The organism is Rhizobium sp. 01L419, assembly GCF_056400025.1.
On sequence record NZ_JBFTSM010000017.1, the window covers coordinates 24323 to 40661 of the forward strand.

The following is a 16339-nucleotide window of genomic DNA, read 5'->3' on the forward strand; positions in this document are numbered from 1 at the left end:
GCGCCACCCGCGCAATCCACCTTCACTCACCTCAAGCGGAAAACCGCACTGTTGGCGGCCGTACCCCGTGCAGGCCCGCCGAAATCCGGCACCGGATATTCCGCAATTTTCTCCAGGAACGTAGCGGGCAGAGGCGCCCTCCCCGGATCGCCGACGAGCACGTCGAGCCCGGCTGCGCGGCAGCGTCCAAGGAAAGGCAGAACACGCTCCGCCAGCGCCTGGTCATAGAATACATCGCCGGCCAGGATCATATCGGCTTCAGGCGGCTCGTCTTCGATAATATCGCCGAGCCGCGTCTCGATCTCGACATCGTTGGCATGAGCATTCAGCCGCGCCGCAGCGATCGCCTTCGCATCGATATCGATAGCGAGCACTTGGGCCGCACCGCATTTCATCGCTGCGATGGCGACGAGGCCGGAGCCGGTGCCGAGATCGACGACACGTTTGCCGGCTGCCTCTTCGGGATGGTCGAAAAGATAGCGCGCAAGCACCGCCCCGCCCGCCCAGGGATAAGCCCAATAGGGCGGCATCAAATCGGAATCATCAGCCATTGCAAGGCGATAGAGGCCGCTCCTCGGTGTCGCCACATGCAGCCTTACCTCGGGTATGGAAGGTAGGCTGGCAAGTGGCAAGTTTGCCTCGATGAAGGCCGCCAGGTCGAGACGATCATCTGCGGAAGCCGGTCTCATCTGATATCGGTTGCCCCTCGTTACGACAGGCCATCTGGCCGTGCTGGACGGCATAATACCTCGCTGGACCTTTGTATAGTTATCGAAGCTCGAGTCTCGGCGTAACGTTTCCGCAGCGATCCAAAGGGCATCGCCCCAAATTTCCTACAAGCCGGAGGACACTATTATGCAACCGATGACCAGACGTTCATTCTCGGCCGCGCTCGCTGCAGGGGCCGCACTCAGCATGTTTCCGGCCGCCGGCCGGGCCGCCGATATCGCCAAGGCAAAGAATGTCGTTCTCGTTCATGGCGCCTATGCCGATGCTTCCTGCTGGCTGGATGTCATCCCCCATCTCCAGGCTGCCGGCCTGAATGTGATGGCCGTGCAGAACCCTCTCACCTCCTTCGCCGATGATGTCGAGGCGACCAAGCGCATCCTGGCGCTCATGGATGGCCCGACAGTGCTCGTCGGCCATTCCTATTCCGGAATGCTCGTTACCGAAGCCGGTGTCGACCCGAAGGTGACCGCACTTGTCTATATCGCCGCCCGCGCGCCGGACGCTGGTGAGGATTATACCGCGCTTGCCAAGCAATATCCGACGCCACCGGCCAGCGCCGGCCTCGTTCAGGCCGGCGGTTACGCCCAGTTGAGCGAAGAAGCCTTCGTCCGGGATTTTGCCGGCGACTTGCCGGTTGCCCGCGCCAAGGCGCTTTACGCCGTGCAGGGCCGCATTTCCGACACGCTGTTCACTGCCAGGACGACGGTCGCCGCCTGGCGCTCCAAACCGTCATGGTACGCGGTTTCGAAGAATGACCGGACCATTAATCCGGATCTGGAACGCTTCATGGCAAAGCGCATGAACGCGACAACGATCGAACTCGACGCCAGCCATGTCTCGCTGATCTCTCAGCCGCAGGCTGTCGCCAATCTCATCCTCGCAGCAGCCGGCCTCAGCAACAAGGGCTGAAGCCGCTGTAGGATGCCAGTCGCGTCACCTTACCGGCGCGGCCGGCGACCGCCTCAGCGGTCTTTCTTCTTGCTGAACTTGCCCTTGCCGCCCTCGAACTTGCCGCCCTCGAACTTGGCGCCTTCGAATTTCGGCTTCGGGTCTTTCTTCGTCCAGGGCTTGTCGTCCTGACGTCCAGCGCCAGCGGGCCTGTCCTTCCCGAACTTGCCCTTCGGCTTGTCGCTGCGAAAACGATCCTCGCCGCGGTCTTCGAACGGCTTCTTGGCGTAGGCGGGCTTGGCCGGCTTGCTGAAGTCGGGCGTGCCGTTCAGCCTGGCTACGCGGATGCCGCGTTCCATCGTCTTGTTCGGGCCAAGTGCACCGAGGAAGCTGTCGGCGCTGTCGGCGGCGATTTCCACGAATGTCTCGTCCGGCTGCATTTTGATCGCGCCGATCTCGCGCTTGGTCACGTTGCCGGCGCGGCAGAGCATCGGGATCAGCCAGCGCGGTTCGGCATTCTGCTTGCGGCCGACGGAGACCGAGAACCAGACGCTCGGGCCGAAATCATCGCGCGGTCCCTTTTGCGCCGGTGCGAATTCGCGTGGCTCGCCTTCGCGGCGCTTGCGGGCGCGATCGTCCTGCACCGAAACTTCGATCAGGTCTTCCGGCGCCGACTGGTTGGAGCGGTAAAGACGCACGAAGGCGGCGGCAAGCGTCTCGGCGCCGTGGCTGGCGATGAGCTTCTGCACCAGCCCCAGCTCTTCCTCCAACGGCTTGTCGGCGAAGATCGGGTCGGCCAGCAGCCGCTCGTCATCACGCTCCGTCACTTCCTCCACCGAGGGCGGCCGCGCCCAGGTGGCGGCGATGCCGGCATTCTCAAGAAGTCGCTCGGCCTTGCGGCGTGCATTGAGCGGCACGATGATCGCGCTGACACCCTTGCGCCCGGCGCGGCCCGTACGGCCGCTGCGATGCAGAAGTGTGTCTGGATTGGTCGGCAGATCGGCATGCACGACGAGATCGAGGCCAGGCAGGTCGATACCGCGTGCTGCGACATCGGTTGCGATGCAGACACGGGCACGCCCGTCGCGCATCGCCTGCAGCGCATGGCTGCGCTCGTTCTGCGTCAGTTCGCCCGAGAGCGCCACGACGTGGAAATTGCGGTTGTGGAACCGCGCGGTCAGGTGATTGACGGCTGCGCGCGTCGAACAGAAGACGATCGCATTGCGCGCTTCGTAATAGCGCAGAACGTTGATGATCGCGTTTTCGCGGTCGCTCGGCGACACGGCGAGCGCGCGATATTCGATATCGATATGCTGCTTTTCTTCCGCCTGCGTGCTGATGCGCACTGCGTCGCGCTGATAGCTTTTCGCCAGCTTGGCGATGGCTGCGGGAACCGTGGCGGAAAACATCAGCGTCCGGCGTTCGGCCGGTGCGGCGTCAAGGATGAATTCCAGATCTTCGCGGAAGCCGAGATCGAGCATCTCGTCCGCTTCGTCCAGCACCGCTGCCTTGAGCTCGCTCATGTCAAGCGCGTTGCGGCGGATGTGGTCGCAGAGGCGTCCTGGCGTGCCGACGACAATATGGGCGCCACGCTCCAGCGCACGGCGCTCACTGCGAATGTCCATGCCGCCAACGCAGCTGACGATGACAGCACCGGTTATTTCATAAAGCCATTCCAGCTCGCGCTTCACCTGCAGCGCCAGTTCGCGCGTCGGCGCGATCACGAGGGCAACGGGAGCAGCGGCAAGGCCGAACCGTTCGGCGCTTTCGAGAAGCGTCGGCGCGAGTGCAAGCCCGAATGCGACGGTCTTGCCTGAGCCGGTCTGCGCGGAGACGAGTGCATCCGATGCAGCGAGCGCCGGATCGAGCATCGCCTTCTGGACAGGGGTGAGCTCGGTATAGCCGCGCTTCTGCAACGCCTTGGCGATCGCCGGAGAGACGCCGTTATAGTCAGTCATGTGTTCGATCTTTCGGAGCTGTCAGACGCATAACGCGCCGTAGCCGGAATCGTCCGGCCGAAGAGTTGGGCCGTTCCTACTCGCTCCGGGTGCGAATGTCAAAGTGTCTCGCCACGCCATGTGTAGATGGCGATGCTGCCCGAGCGGCCACGAAGCTTCGTCTCGAACGGTCCGGTCAGCCGTCCTGCCTGCGACGGAACAGCCTCCGGACCGGCCGCGTCGAGCAGGTCGGCGCTCAGCGCAAGTTCAGCGCCGCGGCTCGCCGCCACCTCCATGAGCCGCTGTGCGACATTGACGGTATCACCCGTCGCAGTGATCTGCTGCCGGTCGCCGCTGCCGAGCCGTGAGGCGACGATCGTGCCGCAATGAGCGCCGAGCTTGAAACCGATCTTCCTGCGACGAAGCTCCAGATGGCCTGCAAGGAAGCTGCGCGTGCGGCCGGCAAGCCGCACGGCGCAGGCTGCTGCCCGGGCTGCATCGTCCGCCGTCGGTTCCGGCAGCCCGAAGAGGATCATGGCGCCGTCGCCCATGAAGCTGGTGATCGCCCCGCCAAGCAGCCGCACTTCCTCGTCGATGAGTTCGAAGAAACTGCTGAGGATCTCCCGCACCGCCGCCGGCCCGACCGCTTCGCTGAGGCCGGTGAAGCCCGAGAGGTCGATGAAGACGACGGAAGCATTCTGCCGAACCGGCTCGGCCAGGAAGGCCGGGTCGCGCGCCAGCCACTCGCCCAGGCCCGGCGCCTCGATGCGCTGCAGCCGCTCGGACTGATCGGCGAAGTGCCGCGCACGGCTGCGGTCGCGCCAGAGTTCCGTGGCGCCGAAAATAACTGCGGGTGGGAGGGCGGCCGCAATCGGCAATGCAGCACTCAGCCAGTAGCCGTTCGCGAAAGCGGCAAGGTTGAGCATCGCCCAGACAATGACCGTCAGGCCGATGATGACGAAGCCGAGGGCACCGCGGCGCCATGCGATCAGTGCGACCAAGAGAACAGGCAAGGCCGTCGCAATGCCGGCATCCGCCTGTCGTGTCCTGCTGTCGCGCACCATGCCGTCGCCTGCGATCAGATGGGTAATCGCCGTCGACATGACTTCGACACCCGGCAGGATGGGATCGAACGGGGTGGGAAAGACATCGCCGCCGCCGGTCACGGTCGCACCGATCACCACCACCTTGCCGGTGATGGCATCCGCCAGCAGCTTGCCGTCGAGCGCATCGGCAGCGCTGAAAGTGCGGATGCTGCCTGCAGGTCCGTAGAACGTCAGCGGCAGGCGCTGGCCCGTATCCGTTGGGATGCGGCGGGCACCAAGCCGGATGCCGTCCGCCTCGATCAATGGTTCGGCGCCGAGCGCAATCGAGGCGACCCTTAGTGGAAAGGCTGCATCCAGACGGTCGGCGGCACGAGAAAACAGCGGAATGAATCGAGGCACACCGCTCTGGTCCGTCGCCACATTGACGATGCCGAGCGCTGCAGCCTCTGCGAAGCGAGGCTGCGGTAGCAGGAGCTGCTGCGCCTCGGGAACCGCCGCAAGCGGATCTTCCGCGTTTACCGTCACCGATTGGAGACTTTGCGGGAAGGTCGCAGCACCGGCGATGATGCTGGGCGCCGCTTTGATAGCTGTTGCGAGCGCCGCATCCCCCTCCTCCGTGTCGGGATCGACGAGCAATATATCGAGAGCCAAAGCCTTTGGTTTCAACGCTCCGATCGACGTGACGAGCTGCGCAAGCGTCTCCCGCTTGAGTGGATAGCCATGTGTTGCGGCGGTACTGTCATCGATCGCGATAATGGAAACGATATCGGGCGGCGCGCGGACGCCGACGATCGTGCTGCGCAGATCGGCCAGCGTGGCCTCCATGCGCTCCATGAGGCCGGAGTCCGACTGCAGATGGAAATAGCCGAGTACCGCGCCCCACAGACCGGCGAGCAGCAGCGCGATAACGGTCTGACGCCGATGGTTCATGAGACCACTTATTGACCGAGGCGTGCAAGAAGGGCCGCGACGCGCGGCGCCGGCCACGTGCGGACGGTGAGCGCAGCGGTTCCGCGTGTTACATCCACACCCTCGCCAGGTCCGAGCACGACGGCTGCGCCTGTCGGACGGCGTACGCCGACGCGACCACGGGTTACCAGTACGGAGGTCGTGCCGCCTTTGACATCGACGGCCCATTGCGTGCCGCGAACGGCGGCGATCGCCTGCGGCGTCACCACCTGGAAGCCGCCGCGGTGCTGGCTGCTGTCGACGTCGACAAGGGCAGCCTTGCTGCGCAATGCAAGCGAATCCGGGCTGCCGTCGCGATTGCGGTCGGTGAGCGTGAAGGATGCGCCACGCTCAGCTGTGATGTTGACGCCACCGGGGCAACGGAAAATCTGGTTGCCGTTCGCCGCACGCGAAATCGCGCAGCCGGCAGACTGGGCATAAGCTGGGCCATCAGGCAGCAGGCTGATGATCAGCACCGCGAAAAACAGGCTGCGGGAGATTGCTGACATGGCTTTCATGATCCGCCCCTCGTGACCCGCCGGTACATCCTCGAATGGCGCCGGCCGGCTCATACTAGCTGAATTCGCCGGTTTCCCTATGCAAAAACGTGAGACTGCGCAAGCCATTCGGAGAGCTCGTCGCCCAACTCAGGTCTCGGCTGGCGAAGGCCCGACATAGCGGGCACGCGGGCGGATCAGATGGCCGCTTTCGATCTGCTCCATCGCATGCGCCAGCCAGCCCGCCGTGCGCGCCAGCGCAAAGATGATGATCGGTGCCTCCTCGGGCAGATCGAAGGCTGCTGTCATGGCGGCAAGCGCGAAATCGACGTTCACCTTCTCGCCCACTATTTCCTCGCCGGCTTGCCGAACATCGCGAAAAACCGGCGGCGCTTCGAAGGATGACAGCAGCGCGCTCGCTCGCGCATCGCCGTCGGGGTAAAGTGGATGTCCGAAGGCCACTAACCTGTTTGCCCGCAACAACAGGCCGCGGATCGCCTGTTCTGCCCCGAAGGTGGATGCAGCCTCGGCGAGGGCATCGACGCTCCGCCATGCCGAACCGTGCAGCGGTCCTGTCAGCGTCGCGAGGCCCGAAAGCACGGCAGCAGAAAGTGCTGCCCCCGTCGAAACAGTGACGCGGACCGCGAAGGTGGAGGCGTTGAGCTCATGATCAGCCAGCACGACAAGCGCCCGCCGCAGGCATTCGGCCGCTTCCGGCCTGCCCCAGCATGCGGAGAGACGGTGATGTAGGGGATGGTCCGCCGGTCCCGGCGCCAGCGCATCGGCAACGGTGGACAGCACGCTACATGCTTCCATCTGCAAGGCCGGGCGTGCGCGCCCGAGGGACGGCAGATCGGCGCTCACCCGTCCAGCCAGCGCCAGAAGTGCCGCCCGGATGGAGGGAGATGCCGGCTCCAAGGCCGATGCCGGTACGCAGGCGAAACTATCCGCATTCCAGAGCAGCAGCGCCGTATCCTCCAGCGTCGCATGAGCTGAAAGCTCCGCCGCATCCTGCCCCCGATAAAGCAATCGTCCGGCGGCGATGGTCGAGATCGAGGATGTCAGCACCGGATCGCCCCAGCGGATCGCTTCGGCGGCAACTGTCTCGCTCTTGCGCCGGCCCGTATGCCGCTCGGCAAGCCGCTTGACGTCGCTTTCCTGATAGAGGCTGCGGCGTGGATCAGACGGATCTGCCTTGGCGTGGATCCGTCCGCGGCTGACATTGGCATAGAGCGTCTGTGGCTTGGTGCCGAGTTCGGCCAGTGCTTCCTCAGCCGTCAACCAGGTCATGTCAGCCTCATATTGATCAATTACATCAAGATTGACGTCAACTAAACTAGGGCGGATCTTTCATCCGGTAAAGGAGAAAGACCCATGAAAAACGGTTTGGAAGATGTCATTGCCGCTGAAACCCAGCTCTCGGATGTCGACGGTGAAGCCGGACGACTGATTATCCGCGGCGTCTCGCTGGATCATCTGGCGGGACGCAGCACCTATGAGGACGTTGCGGCCCTGCTGCTGGACGGCCTGATCGAACCGCATCTCGATGCTGGCGAATTACGCCGCCGGCTCGGTAAGGCACGAACGGAGGTATTCGCCGAAGTCAAGGCCGCCGATTCCCGCCTGCTGGCGCTGCCGCCGGTTGATGCCATGCGCGCGCTCGTCGCTCGTTTGCCCGATGGCGAGGAAATCGATACCGCGCTTCGCCTTCTTGCCGCACCCGCTGTCTTCCTGCCGGCGATCCTACGACTGCAACGCGGCGAAAAGCCGGTGAAGCCGAATGCAGGCCTCTCGCAGTCCGCCGATATCCTGCGCATGCTCACAGGTGCCGCGCCGAGTGCCGAGCAGACAGCCGCCCTCGACACCTATCTCGTGACGATTTCGGATCACGGCCTGAATGCCTCGACCTTCGCGTCGCGCATCATCGCCTCCACCCGCGCCGGCCTCACCTCGTCGGTGCTGGCGGCCATCAGTGCGCTCAAGGGACCTCTGCATGGCGGCGCGCCGGGACCGGTGCTTGATATGCTGGACGGTATCGGCAGCGAGGCCAATGCCGGCTCCTGGCTGCGTTCAGCGCTCGATCGCGGTGAGCGGCTGATGGGTTTCGGCCACCGCGTCTATCGCGTACGCGACCCGCGGGCCGATGCCCTGAAAAATGCGCTGAAGCCGATCGTTGCCGCAGGCCAGGTCAATGCAGGGCGTATCGCTCTTGCCGAAGCCGTGGAGCAAGCAGCACTTGCGGTTCTCAGGGAGCGCAAGCCGGACCGGCCGCTGGATGTAAATGTGGAATTCTATACCGCTCTGCTGTTGGAAAGCCTTGGCTTCCCACGCGACGCCTTTACCGGCGTTTTCGCGATCGGTCGCACTGTCGGCTGGATCGCCCATGCCCGTGAGCAGGCGCTGGAAGGCCGCCTCATCCGTCCGCGTTCGGTCTATGTCGGACCATTGCCGGAAGCCGCATGACCTGAAGAAAAAAGCCGCTCCCTTTTTAAGGGAGCGGCTGAATTTTAAACCAGCCGGCTCTGCTCGGTTGCCGCTTCGATGAAGCTGGCAAAGAGCGGATGCGGGTCAAGCGGCCGGGACTTCAGTTCCGGATGGTACTGAACGCCAATGAACCACGGATGGTCAGGATATTCGATCGTCTCAGGCAGCACACCGTCCGGCGACATGCCGGAGAAGACGAGGCCGCAATCTTCCAGCCGGTCCTTGTAGTCGATATTGACTTCGTAGCGGTGGCGGTGACGCTCGGAAATATCGGTCGAGCCGTAAATATCCGAAATCTTCGTGCCCTTCTTCAGCGCTGCCTTGTAAGCGCCGAGACGCATCGTGCCGCCGAGATCGCCGGAAGCGGCACGCTTCTCCAAAGCATTGCCCTTGACCCACTCGGTCATCAGACCGACGACCGGTTCCGGCGTCGGGCCGAATTCGGTCGACGAGGCGTTTGGAACATCGGCGAGATTGCGGGCAGCCTCGATGACGGCCATCTGCATGCCGAAGCAGATGCCGAAATACGGCACCTTGCGCTCGCGGGCAAAACGCGCCGCATGGATCTTGCCTTCCGAACCGCGTTCGCCGAAGCCGCCGGGCACCAGGATGCCGTGGACCTTCTCAAGGTAGGGTGCCGGATCTTCCTTTTCGAAGACCTCCGACTCGATCCATTCGAGCTTGACCTTGACGCGATTGGCGATGCCGCCGTGATGCAGCGCTTCGATCAGCGACTTGTAGGCGTCCTTGAGACCCGTGTACTTGCCGACGATCGCAATCGTTACCTCGCCTTCCGGCGTGCGGATGCGGTTGCAGACCTCTTCCCACTGGTCGAGACGCGGCTTGGGAGCCGGCTCGATGCCGAAGGCGGCCAGAACTTCGTCGTCGAGGCCTTCCTTGTGATAAGCCATCGGCACGTCGTAGATATTGGCAACGTCGAGCGCCTGAATGACGGCGGACGGACGCACGTTACAGAACAGCGAAAGCTTGCGGCGTTCGGCTTCCGGGATTTCCCGGTCGGCGCGCACCAGCAGGATATCGGGATGAATGCCGAGCGCCTGCAGTTCCTTCACGGAATGCTGCGTCGGCTTGGTCTTCAATTCGCCGGCTGCCGGAATATAGGGCATCAGCGTCAGGTGGACGTAAACAGCCGTGCCGCGCGGCAAGTCGTTGCCGAGCTGGCGGATCGCCTCCATGAAGGGCATGGCCTCGATATCGCCGACCGTTCCGCCGATCTCGCAGATGACGAAGTCGTAGTCGTCATTGCCCTCGATCACGAAATCCTTGATCTCGTTGGTGACGTGCGGAATGACCTGGACGGTCGCGCCGAGATAATCGCCGCGGCGTTCCTTGTCGATGATGTTCTTGTAGATGCGGCCGGTGGTGATGTTGTCGGTCTTGGTCGCCGAGCGCCCCGTGAAACGTTCGTAGTGGCCGAGATCGAGATCGGTTTCGGCACCGTCATCGGTGACGAAGACTTCGCCGTGCTGGGTCGGGCTCATAGTGCCCGGATCCACGTTCAGATAGGGGTCAAGTTTGCGAAGCCGCACCCGATAACCACGGGCCTGCAACAACGCTCCGAGAGCCGCGGCCGCAATTCCTTTTCCGAGGGAAGAAACCACGCCGCCAGTGATGAATACGTATCGCGCCATGGGAGTCACCGGATACCTTTTCAAAAACGATTCCACCAGCCCAAAAATTCTTTTCCAGAACTTTTGGTGCATGGCGCAGGAATCTGAACAAAAGAAAACCGGCAGACCCGAGGGCCTGCCGGCGGTTATTTTCAGGACCGGCTCATTGTCCCGTGGGGACGCCGGAAGGCTGTGCCGGCGCGGTGGCGGCCGGTGCCTCAGGCTGAGCCGGAGCCGTCGTCGGAGCTGCCGGAGCAGTCGCCGCAGGGGCGCTTGCAGCCGGAGCCGGAGTTCCTGGTGTCTGCGTCGCCGGAGCAGTCGTCGCCGGAGCTGGGGCAGCCGGCGCCGCTGCACCGCTATTCGGAATACCGCTGTTATCGGCAGGCTGGGCCGGAGCCGGTGCGTTGGCACCGCCGAGCGAATCGAGAATGCCGTTGCCTTGTCCGCTCGTTGCCGGAATGCGGTTGAGAATATCGGTCGGGCGGCCTTCGTAACGGGTCAGGATACCGAGACCAAGCGAGGTCAGGAAAAATAGCGTCGCCAAAATCGCTGTCGTACGCGTCAGCGCATTGGCCGTGCCGCGGGCCGACATGAAGCCCGATCCGCCGCCGATTCCGAGGCCACCGCCTTCGGAGCGCTGGATAAGCACGACGCCGACGAGCGCGAGCACGATCATGAGATGGATGACAATCAATACGGTCTGCATGGGTCCAGTCCTGCCCGTCTGAGGACGGACATAAAGTAAAATCTGGCGGCTCTTTACATGAGGTCTTCAGCTATTCCAAGCCCTTCGGCCAGGAATATGCAATCGCTTCAGGCAAGCAGCGTTTCATATGCGCCGTAGATGGCGAGGAAATCAGTGGCTTTCAAGCTCGCCCCGCCAATGAGAGCGCCGTCAACATTGTCGACGGCCAAGAGCTCGAGGGCATTTCCGGGCTTGACCGAACCGCCATAGAGAATGCGCATGCCCCTGCCCTCTTTGCCGAAGCGCAGGACGAGCTCGTCGCGGATGAAGGCGTGGACGATCTCCACATCCTGTGCGGTCGGCGTCAGGCCGGTGCCGATCGCCCAGACAGGTTCGTAGGCGATAACGGTATTCTCCGCCGTTGCCTCCTCGGGCAACGAACCTGAAAGCTGGCGCTTGAGGATGTCGAGTGTCTGGTAAGCGTCGCGCTCGTCTCCGGTTTCGCCAATGCAGACGACCGCGGTCAGATCGGCCCGATAGGCGGCCTGTGCCTTGGCACGCACCAGATGATCGGTCTCGGCATGATTGGTGCGGCGTTCCGAATGGCCGACGATCACATAAGTGCCGAAGCAGTCGGCGATCATGTCAGCCGAAATATCGCCCGTATGCGCGCCGCATTCGGCCTGGTGGCAGTCCTGGCCGCCGATCGCAAGCGGGCTGTCGGTGGCGAGCGCCGTCGCCACGTAGAGCAGCGTCGCCGGCGGGCAGATCAAGGCTTCGACTTTTTCGGACAAGGGGGTGCTGACGCCTTGGGCAATCGCCTTGATCTGGTCCAATGAGGCGCGCGTGCCATTCATCTTCCAGTTCCCCGCCACGAGCGGGCGTACGTCAGGTGTCATGCTGCTCTCCCAAAATCTGCATATCCGGGCGGCCTTAGCAAAAGCCTGCAATAAAGGAAAGCGCCCCGCTTAACCTTGGGGGAATATGATCGTTTGAAAGCTCTGCGCGGCCTTAAATCCGGCCCCTCAGGACGCCAATATCCAGTTCAATACTTTCCGCCAGTCAATCATACGGATCGGCGTGCCGTGATTGCCGTTCTGGAAGAGGGTGAAATGCGTCGGGTACTTCGCCTTGTAGAGCTTCTCGAACAGCGCCTGCTGGTTGGCTGCGGCATAGACCGGGTCTCGGCTGCCATGCGCAAACCAGAGCGGCAGCTTCGCCTTGTAAAACGGGCTCTTGGTGAAATCCGGGTCCGAGACGCCGCTCATGATCAGCATGCCCTTCAGCCGCTTGACGCTTTCAGCATCGCGCGTGATGCCCCAGCAGATCTGGCTGCCCATGGAGGCGCAGCTGAGGATGACAGGCCGGCCGGGAGATTGGGCGCTCGCGTAGCGGATAAGCCCCGCAATGGCCGCAACGCCATTGGCATCGAAGGTCTTGACGGTCGGCGAATAATAGACGCCGCCATTGCCGGCCGTAAGGTTCTTCAGCCGGTTGAAATTGCCGCCGAAGGAATAGTCGTTGGCGCCGAGCCGCCGGTCGCCGTCGCGGCCGTGGATGAAGATGACCGTGAAGGCGGCGTTCTCAGTCGGTCCCACCCTGGTGACATCGAGCCTGATGCCGTCGAGCGACAGCGTCTCATCAGCCTGCAGCTTCTTCACGCCGAGCGAGACATATTTCTGCTGCACCCGCTTTTGCGGGATCTGATCGCGCCCGTTGATGTCGCGCATCTCGTCGTAATCGATCATGTCGAAGGCGCCGTCATCGCCCGTCTGCAGCACGGTCTGCTTCGAAAACAGATCGTCCTTGTAGGGCGGCAAGGCATCGGCCTCGGCGGTCGTGACAGCCGCGGACAGAAAAAAGGCCGCAATTGCGGTGATTATGGTGCAATGACTTGTGGACATCGGCATGCGGATGGTTCCCAGAGAGCTGCCGCGACTTGCCATTCGCCGCCCGGCAACGCAAATCACATCTTGAAAAGCTCCGCAAATCCGGGGCGCGTCGCGTATCGGGGCGCTTTCTGTCAGAATTCCCCTGATTCGCAAACGCGATGCCGAATGCAGATATTGTGGGCCAGCGGCGGCCCTTCACGAGAATGAAGATCTGAACGGTTCCATGGAAGACAGCAACGACCTCTTTTCCGGAGTGCCCCTGACACAGAAGCAGGAGGCCGCAAAGCCTGCTGCGCCGGCCGAAAAGCCTGCAGTGGCCGCCGCACCCGCCGCCCCCCGCCCCGCCCCGGCGACATCGAACGGCGATGATTACGGCGCCTCCTCGATCCGCGTTCTGGAAGGCCTGGAACCGGTGCGCATGCGCCCCGGCATGTATATCGGCGGCACCGACGAGAAGGCGCTGCACCACCTTTTTGCCGAAGTCATCGACAACTCGATGGACGAAGCGGTGGCCGGCCATGCCGATTTCATCGATGTTCATCTCGATACCCAGGGCTATCTGACGGTCACCGACAACGGCCGCGGCATTCCGGTCGAGAACCATCCGCAGGTTCCCGGCAAATCGACGCTCGAAGTCATCATGACCAAGCTGCATGCCGGCGGTAAATTCGACGGCAAGGCCTATGAGACCTCGGGCGGTCTGCACGGCGTCGGCGTCTCTGTCGTCAACGCTCTGTCGGATCATCTCGAAGTCGAGGTCGCCCGTAACCGCAAGCTCTATCGCCAGCGCTTCTCGCGCGGCGTGCCGCAGGGCGGGCTCGAAGAGCTGGGCGATGTGCATAACCGTCGCGGCACCAAGGTTCGCTTTCATCCCGACCCGCAGATTTTCGGTGATCATGCGAAGTTCGATGCGGCGCGCGTGTTCCGCATGGCCCGCTCCAAGGCCTATCTCTTCGGCGGCGTCGAAATCCGCTGGAGCTGCGATCCGGGCGTGCTGCCGGAAGGATCGGACCTGCCCGACAAGGCCGTCTTCCACTTCCCCGGCGGCCTGAAGGATTACCTGCAGGCAACGATGGGCAAGGAATTCACCGTCACCCGCGAGATCTTCGCCGGCAAGACCGAGAAGGTAGCCGGCCACGGTGCACTGGAATGGGCGATCACCTGGTATGGCGGCGATCCGCAGGTCCATTCCTACTGCAACACCATCCCGACGCCCGAAGGCGGCACGCATGAGGCCGGTCTTCGCATTGCGATGACCAAGGGCCTGAAGAGCTATGCCGAGCTGACGCAGAACAAGCGTGCCGCACAGATCACCACCGATGATGTGATGATCTCGGCCGTCGGCATGCTCTCGGTCTTCATCCGCGAGCCGGAATTCGTCGGCCAGACCAAGGATCGACTGGCGAGCGTCGAAGCCCAGCGCCTTGTCGAAAATGCGCTGCGCGACCCCTTCGACCATTATCTTGCCGACAATCCGAACGAGGCCGAGAAGCTTCTCGACTGGGTGATCGAGCGCGCCGAAGAGCGCCTGCGCCGCCGCAAGGAGAAGGAAGTCAACCGCAAGACGGCCGTGCGCAAGCTGCGCCTGCCCGGCAAGCTTGCCGATTGCTCGCAGAACACCGCCGTAGGTGCTGAACTTTTCCTGGTCGAGGGTGACTCGGCAGGTGGCTCGGCCAAGCAGGCGCGCAACCGCGCCAACCAGGCGATCCTGCCGCTGCGCGGCAAGATCCTCAACGTTGCCAGCGCCGGCCGCGAAAAGCTCGGCGCCAACCAGCAAATCTCCGATCTCGTCCAGGCGCTCGGCTGCGGCACCCGCTCGAAATACCGTGAAGAAGATCTGCGTTACGAGCGCGTCATCGTTATGACCGATGCCGACGTCGACGGTGCGCATATTGCTTCGCTGCTCATCACCTTCTTCTATCAGGAGATGCCGGAGCTCGTCCGCGGCGGTCATCTCTTCCTGGCCGTGCCGCCGCTCTACAAGATCACGCAAGGGGCAAAGTCCGCCTATGCCCGCGATGACGATCACCGCGCCGAACTCATGGAAACCGAATTCAAGGGCAAGGCCAAGATCGAGATCAGCCGCTTCAAAGGTCTCGGCGAAATGCTGCCCGCCCAGCTCAAGGAAACCACCATGGATCCGTCCAAGCGCACGCTTCTGCGGGTGCTGATCGACGAGGTGGATTTCGAGGGGACGCGCAATGCCGTCGACGACCTGATGGGAACCAAGGCCGAAGCCCGTTTCCGCTTCATCCAGGAGCGTGCGGCCTTTGCCGAGGACCTCGATATTTAAGGCACTGCGAATTCATCGAACTGACGAAGAACCGTTACGAGTCCGTCAAATTACCGGCGCAATAGAACGGCCGGCGCTCTGTCCTCCCGCGAGGTTTCCGTAGCGCCGGCCGTTTTGTTTCAACCTTTTGCCGGATGTTTGTCATGACCAAGCGTTTTCTCGCGACTGCCGCTTTCGTTCTCCTGTCCAGCACCGCTTCCGTTTACGCGACCGATATTGGCGCGACGGTCGAGACCGCCTGCCCCTTCGGCGATTGTGCGGCAGCGATCTCTCTTTCCTATCTCGGTGAATTCGTTATCCCGACCGGCCAGATGGAAAGCGGCGTCGAATTCGGCGGCATTTCCGGCCTCGATTTCGATGCCGCCACCGGCCATTATATCGCCATCAGCGATGACCGCTCCGAAAAGGCCCCGGCCCGCTTCTTCGATCTCGATATCGATGTCAGCGCTGAAGGCCTGAAGGGCGTCACCGTCGTCAAGCACACCACCTTCCAGGACAAGAACGGCCAGCCCTTCGCCATGCGCACAGTCGATCCGGAATCCATCCGCTTCGGTAAGGACGGCATCTATTGGGGCAGCGAAGGTGATGCGAAGGTGCTCATCCCGCCTTTCGTCCGCGTCGCTTCTCCGGATGGCGCCTTCGTGCGCGAGTTCAAGCTGCCTGACGGTTTTGCGCCGACCGCCGACAAGTCCACCGGCATCCGCGACAACCTCGCTTTCGAAAATCTGGCGGTGTCTCCGTCCGGTGACGTTTTCGTCGGCGTCGAAGCAGCTCTCTATCAGGATGGCCCGAACCCCAATCTGACGACCGGCAGCCTCTCGCGCATCATCCGTTATGACGGCGCAACGGGCGAGCCGAAGGCTCAATACGTCTATCCGGTCTCGCCGATCCCGCAGGCCGCCGTCAAACCCGACGGCGGCAACGACAACGGCATGTCGGAAATGATCGCCCTTGACGATCATCGCCTGCTCGCCGTTGAACGCAGCTATGCGCAGGGCTTCGGCAACAACATCAAGCTCTTCATGATGGATATCGACGGCGCGACCGACGTTTCCGGTATCGCCTCGCTCGCCAAGAACGACCAGCGCGTGGTGCCAGCCCGCAAGAGCCAGGTGCTCGACCTGCGCGCCATCGGCCTGACGCCAGACAATATCGAGGCTATGGCGATCGGCAAGGCGAAGGATGGAACCGATGTTTTGATCCTCGGCTCGGACAATAATTTCTCGACCGGCCAGAAGAGTCAGTTCTACGCCTTCAAGATCAACCGTCGCCCGCAATAATATCTCAAGGATTTACCGACCAGATAACC

At 62.7% G+C, this 16339-nt stretch carries 13 protein-coding genes; 4 read left to right on the top strand and 9 right to left on the bottom strand.

Features of this window, described 5'->3' with window-relative positions:
- Positions 1–26: 26 nt before the first annotated feature.
- A complete protein-coding gene (locus AC1DUP_RS27690; protein ID WP_477835903.1) occupies positions 27–689 on the bottom strand; it encodes a class I SAM-dependent methyltransferase in 663 nt (220 codons plus the stop codon).
- Between the two features lie 166 nt (positions 690–855).
- Between AC1DUP_RS27690 and AC1DUP_RS27695 the strand changes: the two genes are divergently transcribed.
- Positions 856–1638 (top strand): alpha/beta hydrolase, encoded by a 783-nt coding sequence (locus tag AC1DUP_RS27695; protein WP_113309096.1) that lies wholly within the window; start codon positions 856–858, stop codon positions 1636–1638.
- Between the two features lie 53 nt (positions 1639–1691).
- Here the strand turns inward: AC1DUP_RS27695 and AC1DUP_RS27700 are convergent, their stop codons facing one another.
- The 4 genes from AC1DUP_RS27700 to AC1DUP_RS27715 form a co-directional block, all read right to left on the bottom strand.
- Positions 1692–3575 carry a DEAD/DEAH box helicase gene (locus tag AC1DUP_RS27700; protein ID WP_477835906.1) on the bottom strand — a complete coding sequence of 628 codons (1884 nt, stop codon included), beginning with the start codon at positions 3573–3575 and terminating at the stop codon, positions 1692–1694.
- Positions 3576–3673: 98 nt separating this feature from the next.
- Positions 3674–5530 (bottom strand): CHASE2 domain-containing protein, encoded by a 1857-nt coding sequence (locus AC1DUP_RS27705; RefSeq protein WP_477835908.1) that lies wholly within the window; start codon positions 5528–5530, stop codon positions 3674–3676.
- An 8-nt stretch (positions 5531–5538) separates the two neighbouring features.
- Complete coding sequence (locus tag AC1DUP_RS27710) at positions 5539–6057, bottom strand: FecR domain-containing protein (protein WP_477836042.1); 519 nt, start codon at positions 6055–6057, stop codon at positions 5539–5541.
- Positions 6058–6195: 138 nt separating this feature from the next.
- Positions 6196–7335 (bottom strand): citrate synthase, encoded by a 1140-nt coding sequence (locus AC1DUP_RS27715; RefSeq protein WP_477835910.1) that lies wholly within the window; start codon positions 7333–7335, stop codon positions 6196–6198.
- Positions 7336–7419: 84 nt separating this feature from the next.
- On the opposite strand from AC1DUP_RS27715, the gene AC1DUP_RS27720 reads away from it, so the two are divergent.
- Positions 7420–8508, top strand: a complete 1089-nt coding sequence (locus tag AC1DUP_RS27720) for a citrate synthase/methylcitrate synthase (RefSeq protein ID WP_477835912.1) — start codon at positions 7420–7422, stop codon at positions 8506–8508.
- 44 nt (positions 8509–8552) lie between these two features.
- On the opposite strand, the gene AC1DUP_RS27725 is transcribed toward AC1DUP_RS27720, so the two are convergent.
- The 4 genes from AC1DUP_RS27725 to AC1DUP_RS27740 all read right to left on the bottom strand — a co-directional run bounded on the left by AC1DUP_RS27725 (position 8553) and on the right by AC1DUP_RS27740 (position 12755).
- Positions 8553–10181, bottom strand: a complete 1629-nt coding sequence (locus AC1DUP_RS27725; protein WP_113309100.1) for a CTP synthase — start codon at positions 10179–10181, stop codon at positions 8553–8555.
- Positions 10182–10323: 142 nt separating this feature from the next.
- Positions 10324–10866: a preprotein translocase subunit SecG gene (secG, locus tag AC1DUP_RS27730; RefSeq protein WP_477835914.1), complete on the bottom strand. Its 543-nt coding sequence runs from the start codon at positions 10864–10866 to the stop codon at positions 10324–10326.
- A 107-nt stretch (positions 10867–10973) separates the two neighbouring features.
- Positions 10974–11744 (bottom strand): triose-phosphate isomerase, encoded by a 771-nt coding sequence (gene tpiA, locus AC1DUP_RS27735; RefSeq protein ID WP_477835916.1) that lies wholly within the window; start codon positions 11742–11744, stop codon positions 10974–10976.
- Positions 11745–11870: 126 nt separating this feature from the next.
- Positions 11871–12755: an alpha/beta hydrolase gene (locus AC1DUP_RS27740; RefSeq protein ID WP_477835918.1), complete on the bottom strand. Its 885-nt coding sequence runs from the start codon at positions 12753–12755 to the stop codon at positions 11871–11873.
- A gap of 205 nt (positions 12756–12960) precedes the next feature.
- Between AC1DUP_RS27740 and parE the strand changes: the two genes are divergently transcribed.
- Together parE and AC1DUP_RS27750 are read left to right on the top strand one after the other, a co-directional pair.
- Entirely contained in the window at positions 12961–15030 is a 2070-nt protein-coding gene (gene parE / locus AC1DUP_RS27745; RefSeq protein ID WP_113309104.1) for a DNA topoisomerase IV subunit B, read from the top strand.
- Positions 15031–15173: 143 nt separating this feature from the next.
- Positions 15174–16310 carry an esterase-like activity of phytase family protein gene (locus tag AC1DUP_RS27750; RefSeq protein ID WP_477835921.1) on the top strand — a complete coding sequence of 379 codons (1137 nt, stop codon included), beginning with the start codon at positions 15174–15176 and terminating at the stop codon, positions 16308–16310.
- Positions 16311–16339 lie beyond the last annotated feature (29 nt).

Excerpts from the sequence above, each read along its gene's own strand:
- AC1DUP_RS27690 (WP_477835903.1), bottom strand. The coding sequence starts at position 689 with ATGAGACCGGCTTCCGCAGATGATCGTCTCGACCTGGCGGCCTTCATC.
- AC1DUP_RS27695 (WP_113309096.1), top strand. The coding sequence starts at position 856 with ATGCAACCGATGACCAGACGTTCATTCTCGGCCGCGCTCGCTGCAGGG.
- AC1DUP_RS27700 (WP_477835906.1), bottom strand. The coding sequence starts at position 3,575 with ATGACTGACTATAACGGCGTCTCTCCGGCGATCGCCAAGGCGTTGCAG.
- AC1DUP_RS27705 (WP_477835908.1), bottom strand. The coding sequence starts at position 5,530 with ATGAACCATCGGCGTCAGACCGTTATCGCGCTGCTGCTCGCCGGTCTG.
- AC1DUP_RS27710 (WP_477836042.1), bottom strand. The coding sequence starts at position 6,057 with ATGTCAGCAATCTCCCGCAGCCTGTTTTTCGCGGTGCTGATCATCAGC.
- AC1DUP_RS27715 (WP_477835910.1), bottom strand. The coding sequence starts at position 7,335 with ATGACCTGGTTGACGGCTGAGGAAGCACTGGCCGAACTCGGCACCAAG.
- AC1DUP_RS27720 (WP_477835912.1), top strand. The coding sequence starts at position 7,420 with ATGAAAAACGGTTTGGAAGATGTCATTGCCGCTGAAACCCAGCTCTCG.
- AC1DUP_RS27725 (WP_113309100.1), bottom strand. The coding sequence starts at position 10,181 with ATGGCGCGATACGTATTCATCACTGGCGGCGTGGTTTCTTCCCTCGGA.
- secG (WP_477835914.1), bottom strand. The coding sequence starts at position 10,866 with ATGCAGACCGTATTGATTGTCATCCATCTCATGATCGTGCTCGCGCTC.
- tpiA (WP_477835916.1), bottom strand. The coding sequence starts at position 11,744 with ATGACACCTGACGTACGCCCGCTCGTGGCGGGGAACTGGAAGATGAAT.
- AC1DUP_RS27740 (WP_477835918.1), bottom strand. The coding sequence starts at position 12,755 with ATGCCGATGTCCACAAGTCATTGCACCATAATCACCGCAATTGCGGCC.
- parE (WP_113309104.1), top strand. The coding sequence starts at position 12,961 with ATGGAAGACAGCAACGACCTCTTTTCCGGAGTGCCCCTGACACAGAAG.
- AC1DUP_RS27750 (WP_477835921.1), top strand. The coding sequence starts at position 15,174 with ATGACCAAGCGTTTTCTCGCGACTGCCGCTTTCGTTCTCCTGTCCAGC.